Source organism: Carnobacterium sp., from assembly GCF_040274425.1.
Window position 1 is genome coordinate 1 of record NZ_JBEMBC010000125.1, and the last position, 4996, is coordinate 4996.

Annotated in this window: 8 protein-coding genes; 6 read left to right on the forward strand and 2 right to left on the reverse strand. The window is 30.1% G+C overall.

Going from position 1 to position 4996, the window contains the following annotated elements; translation table 11 throughout:
• Positions 1-189 precede the first annotated feature (189 nt).
• Positions 190-906, forward strand: coding sequence for a hypothetical protein (locus tag ABS911_RS14190; RefSeq protein ID WP_350468097.1), 717 nt, complete (start codon positions 190-192; stop codon positions 904-906).
• Positions 907-1121: 215 nt separating this feature from the next.
• Here ABS911_RS14190 and ABS911_RS14195 read toward each other — a convergent pair whose 3' ends face one another.
• The gene (locus tag ABS911_RS14195; RefSeq protein ID WP_502880555.1) at positions 1122-1238 is read right to left on the reverse strand and encodes a helix-turn-helix domain-containing protein; all 117 of its coding nucleotides are present in this window, start codon (positions 1236-1238) and stop codon (positions 1122-1124) included.
• 1 nt (position 1239) lies between these two features.
• Here ABS911_RS14195 and ABS911_RS14200 point away from each other — a divergent pair, with 1 nt between their 5' ends.
• The 4 genes from ABS911_RS14200 to ABS911_RS14215 all read left to right on the forward strand — a co-directional run bounded on the left by ABS911_RS14200 (position 1240) and on the right by ABS911_RS14215 (position 4103).
• On the forward strand, positions 1240-1752 hold the full coding sequence (locus ABS911_RS14200; protein ID WP_350468098.1) for a hypothetical protein: 513 nt from the start codon (positions 1240-1242) through the stop codon (positions 1750-1752).
• A gap of 242 nt (positions 1753-1994) precedes the next feature.
• Positions 1995-2705 (forward strand): hypothetical protein, encoded by a 711-nt coding sequence (locus ABS911_RS14205; RefSeq protein WP_350468099.1) that lies wholly within the window; start codon positions 1995-1997, stop codon positions 2703-2705.
• A gap of 93 nt (positions 2706-2798) precedes the next feature.
• The gene (locus ABS911_RS14210; RefSeq protein ID WP_350468100.1) at positions 2799-3017 is read left to right on the forward strand and encodes a hypothetical protein; all 219 of its coding nucleotides are present in this window, start codon (positions 2799-2801) and stop codon (positions 3015-3017) included.
• A gap of 603 nt (positions 3018-3620) precedes the next feature.
• Entirely contained in the window at positions 3621-4103 is a 483-nt protein-coding gene (locus ABS911_RS14215; RefSeq protein WP_350468101.1) for an SRPBCC domain-containing protein, read from the forward strand.
• A gap of 226 nt (positions 4104-4329) precedes the next feature.
• On the opposite strand, the gene ABS911_RS14220 is transcribed toward ABS911_RS14215, so the two are convergent.
• Entirely contained in the window at positions 4330-4548 is a 219-nt protein-coding gene (locus tag ABS911_RS14220) for a GNAT family N-acetyltransferase (RefSeq protein ID WP_350468102.1), read from the reverse strand.
• Between the two features lie 42 nt (positions 4549-4590).
• Here ABS911_RS14220 and ABS911_RS14225 point away from each other — a divergent pair, with 42 nt between their 5' ends.
• Positions 4591-4851, forward strand: coding sequence for a transposase (locus tag ABS911_RS14225; protein ID WP_350468103.1), 261 nt, complete (start codon positions 4591-4593; stop codon positions 4849-4851).
• The last annotated feature ends 145 nt before the right edge of the window (positions 4852-4996 follow it).

The following is a 4996-nucleotide window of genomic DNA, read 5'->3' on the forward strand; positions in this document are numbered from 1 at the left end:
CGTTAACTTTATTCTACAGAAGGGACTTCCTTTTTTGTATGTTTTTTATTCATTTACACAAAATATTTTACACTCTCCAAAAAAGGGACGGGCACCATAGAATTAACATGGACTTATCATTACTTTATTAATACATTAAATTATATATATGACTATATCGATAATGAAAAAAGTGTATTAAATTTTAAAATGGATATTTTTGGAAATGCAAAGGAAGGAAAGAGAAGATTCCTAAAATTAGGGGATTTCGTAGCTATGCTCATAGCACAAGCTTATTTTTCTAATGTATACACGGAAGACATACGTATAACCATGAGTAAGATTAAAGTGTTACTTAAAGAAAATGATATCTCAACATCCACAATAGATTTAATAGAGAAAGTTATTGCGGGTAATTTATTTGAGAGCGATATTAAGTATTTAATGTCCAAAATTATAGTTGGATCAAGAGATGAACTAGGACAAGTGATGAATGCAGTCGATATAATGTTGATGTTTGAGCATAATTCTTTCAATAATATAAATGTTGCAAGTCACTTGGTCGAATTAATAAGTTCTTTAAAGTATATCGAAACTCAGCGAAGTAGCTCTATTATTTATCAACTGACACATGTTATAGGTCATCCGATATTTACTCAAGACTCTCACAAAAATATTATTATTGAATCTTTTCGCGAGAACTTAGATGAATTAGACTTGTCACTCAACGAATCAGATAGGGGATTAATTGAAAGTTTATACAGTTTATCGATATTAGTGAGGATATACTATGATAGTTTGATTTGGAGTGAATCAAGTATTCCAGAAAAGTTAGTTTCTATTATAAAAGAGCTTAGCCACACCAAATTAAAAGAAGTTAGATATATGTGGGAAGATATTCAAATCGACGCTAAGAATAAAAATTAATGTTTTTGAAAATAGTCATAACTTAATAAGGATAAAACTATGTATTATTAGTCGATACTTAGTGTATCTTTGACTAACTTATATCTTGCTTTATAAGTTAGTAAGGTAATATTTATAAAATCTACAAATTTCAATAAACTAGAACGCATTTTAGGCCTGTTTCGTGGGAAGTTGTCCACTTGGAGATTCGAAACTGCCTTAAGATGCGTTTTTTATTATGACTTTAAATAGCGATAGAGCGTAGCTTTACTGATACCAGTCATTTCTGTAATTTCTTTTATGCTGTATGCTTGACTGTCATACAATTTTAACGCTCTTTTGATATCCGCCACTATGAATTATGTGACAAATTTTAAAGATAATAAAGACTTTATAAAAAAAGAATTATCTTCTCTCAGTAAAACTTTCGTAATCTCATTTATTGTTGCATGGTTCATTACAAATAGTGAAAATTTTATATTCTCTTTCCTAAATAATATAGGCCTAACTAATGAATTGTTCCAAAAAACTGTATTAAGTGCAGTTGTTACTGCAGGAATTGGATTTACCAAATTGCTTATTTTTGTTATTACAAAATTTATTTTAAACAATCTAGAACCTCTTGAAATAAGTTTGATTTTAACTAACAAAGGAGAAAGTATTGATAGCCCTATAGAATTTCATCCTAAAAACTCAGAATATGAAGAACAGGGGTTTGAAATTACTGTTAGTTTTAAAGCAAAGGGCGAATTAAACATTATTATGATGAAGTACATTGGTATTGTTATAAATGTCTATTTTAACCCTAAAATTTTAGACATATATTTTTCTAACGGTTGGAAGGTCAATATCCTTCATTTCAAGTAATGGATAGGGCAATTAAAATTAATTTGTTAAATCAAATTAGTATTAAGGGGAAAAAATTTTTTGATAGAGAACATGTTATTCAAGAAAAATTTATCATTAAGCCTATAAGGGTACGTAATACTGACACTTATCTAGACTATAATTTTTCGTCTGTTAAGCATGGCATATTAGCAAGATTGTTTACAAAAAAAATCGAATTAGACTTTAAAGTTATAGATATTATTTGTAAGGGGGTGTAGTAATTGTCCAGTTCTAAGTTAACAATGAAAATATTTTTACTTGATAGATATTCATCTGTCAACGATGTTAAAAGTAATATACTAAAAAGAAAACACCAAGAAGAATTGTTTATTGCAAAACAAGACATTAAACAAGCTCAAGTTATGGCTGAGAAAGAGAAATACTTTTATTATGAATGGGACAATGAACGAACTAAAACAGAAAATATTATTCTTTCTGAAGCTGAAGATAATATTATCGAATCTAAAGTGTTAGAGACATACGCAGAATTAGAGTTCCCGAAAAAACGAAAAAAAGATTCTTCAGGAAATATTTTTCCTGAAAAAGACAGAGTCAATGATGCTTCAATAAGGGTAATCTTTTTTGAAAATGAAAAAGCAGTTTATTTTCTTGTTTTTTCATCCAATGAATCTCATATTGATCGTGTAAGAAAGCTTATTGGGGAAAGTTATATTAAAGACGTCGATCAAAGATATCATATGGCTCCTGATTTATTCAATTGGCTATTTTATAAATATAGTGTTTCTAAAGGATGTCTTACAGAAGAGCTAGCATTAAATAATATAAGCGGTTTTATAGGGAATTCTATTGATGAACACAATATATTTAAATGTTCTTCTGATCAAACTTCCGACTTAATTATTACAAAAGCATTTATTAGTAACGGTGAGATATTGAAAAATATTACTGCTAAAGTTACAAGTCCGGAGTGAGAATTAGTATTTTCTTTGGACCACAACTCTAACTCAACAATGTTTTTGAATCAATCTATCATGTACTTCAATAGTAGTAATGAAGAGATACTGATGCCGATTTATCTTTTTAAGCTACTAATACCTGCAATAAAAAATGCATATAAAGATAATTCAAAAAAATTCTTAGAAAAAGATAAAAAACAATTTTCAGCTAAGATAGGATTGGAAGTTATTCAATCCATTATTGAGAATAATGATATTGAATTAAAGGAACTCGAGGAATTGTTTTCAAACTCACAGAAGGATCTTCCACCAGTAATAAATCATTAACTGAAAAAATTTACTTTTAAAGATATTTAATAGGCAAAAAATACAATATTATTTTTTTCTGCCTATTAATATCATAGAATCATAGAAAATCACTAGTTTTTTTATTTGTGAAAATACCGTTTTTAGCATTTTTTAAACAATCAGTGGCTATTAAGAACTTTGATATTCCTCACAGATCAACTATAAGACTTGATTTTACATAGGTAAAATTAACGAAATATACTACCAATTTTAGAATCCAAAAGTAGAACACGTTAGGTCCAAATCTATTCAAATTCATTCAATATGAATTTCTTTAAAAGATTAAAAATATCAATTTTTTCCATATTTATTCAAAGCGTTAAATATAAAACCAGGTCTTAAGAGAAAGCTCATACAGTATTTCAATACTAAAAACGTTAATATAACGTTATATATTAAAAAGAATTGTCTATATGGCAGTTCTTTTTTTGTGAATGAAAACTAGCATACTCAATTTGCTGCTGACTTAAGAATATATTGATATTTTTGAAGATTAAAACATTCTAGAAGAATCTCTCTATCTATGGTGGTATACTTTAAAAAAGTAAAAGAGTCGATTACATTTATAAAGGAGCGTTTATCATGCAAAACAATCCGAAGAGCGGAAGGATTGACACTGTCTCAAAAGTAATTGATGCTTCGCCACAAATACTTTATCAAGCATTTATGGATCCGAATTCTTTAGTTAAATGGTTGCCTCCTGAGGGTATGAGAGGAGAAATAAGTCTGTTTGAACCAGTAATAGGTGGGAGATTTCAATTAACACTCATCTACGAGGATGAATATGCTGTTCAAGGTAAAACAACTGCAAACTCAGATACTTTAGAAGGTACCTTTATCGAATTGATACCCGGTAAGAAAATCGTAGAGGCTGGTGTATTTGAGTCAGATGACCCTGTCTTTGCAGGAAATATGGTGATGACCTGGTACTTTGAGGAAGCAGTCCCAAGCACAAAAGTAACGATTATCGCTGAAAATGTCCCTAAAGGAATCAAAAAGGAAGATCATCTTGATGGGTTGAATTCCACACTGGAAAACCTGGAACGTTTTGCAAAGACAAGTTAGATAACACTGTACTTTACAGGCAGAGTCAACTCTAAAGCGGATAGCTTTAGAATTGATTCTGCCTGCTTTCTTTCTAAACTGAAAAAATAATAGTTGTCTGGAACGGTTAATTCATTTTTTCGGATAAGTTTAGTGTTCCTTCATATAGATAGTAAACTTCTAAGGTATCATTATTTCCTGGTTCCAATAATATTTTTTCTCAGTTACGCGGGTTAGACCGTTGTATTCATAAGTATTGATAATTAGAAGAATTGTCGGTAAACAAATAGAAGTTTTCTGCTTGATGTTGTTTAAGGTAATCATAAAAATGATTATACAACATGCCTCCAATACCCAATCCTTTAAATTCTTCTTTCACGATAAGCAAATTTAAACCGGCGTCATAATTTTCCTGGCTTTTTTCTAAAAGAAATTCATTGATTTCCAGCGTCTGAATGTATTTCAAGGTGTGGATGAGCTAAATTTAGTTAAAAATAAAATCTGATTTATGCAGCGTGAGGCAACGGACTCACGCTGTTTTTTTAGTCTCTTGGCATACAGTGTGGTTAATTTCTTGCGTACCATATGTTTTGAACCAAAATCAAAAGGACTCCAAGTGAATAAGATACGTCTTCGTCTGTTTAAAGTGGCTGGAAAGCTCGTCACTACGGCAAGACAAATCTACTTAAAACTATCAAGTTCCCATGTTTATAAGCGAGAGTTTGATGCCGTATTCAGGAAAATCCAAAGGATTCGGCAGTACATTTAAAGAACCTTTTTTTTAAAACCGTTTAAATGGCCTAGGGAGAAGCGTGCCCAAAATTCGTGGGATGAGACTAAAAAAATTTCTTTAGCTTTGAAAATCGATAAAAACATTTTAATTTCGATAAACCGATCCGAAATTGAAAAATAAC